The organism is Arthrobacter sp. 10T419 (assembly GCF_056394105.1).
In genome coordinates this window covers 1-354 of record NZ_JBFTHF010000093.1, presented here as the reverse complement: position 1 = coordinate 354, position 354 = coordinate 1, and the positions used below count along the sequence as shown (strand labels likewise).

The following is a 354-nucleotide window of genomic DNA, read 5'->3' as shown; positions in this document are numbered from 1 at the left end:
GCGAGATACCCTTGACCAGCAGTTCCACACCGGCCTTGCCGACGCACGCACCGGTGTAGTGGTCCAGCCATTGCTGCGCGAAGGCGAACGGGTCCATCGGCAGCGCGGAAGCGCCGCTGATCTGCAGATCGGCGGGCAGGTCCTGCGGCACTTCGAGCAGGATGCGGCCGATGCGGAAGCACGGCGCTTCCTCGGGCAGCGTCGGGAACTCCGCTGCGGCGATGGCTTCGGCGCGTACGGCCGGCGCTTGTACGATCGCGGCGCGCTCACGGGCTTCCTGTTGCTGGCGCGTACGCTGGTCCTGCTCGGCGTTGGTCAGGGCGGCGGATTGTGACGGAAGAGCCTGTGCAAGAA

General features: G+C 68.1%; 1 protein-coding gene. It reads right to left on the bottom strand.

All coding sequences use genetic code 11. The features are described 5' to 3' along the window. Positions 1–354 (bottom strand): hypothetical protein (locus tag AC1DBD_RS18030; RefSeq protein ID WP_476982759.1); only part of this gene is annotated, 354 nt, incomplete at both ends.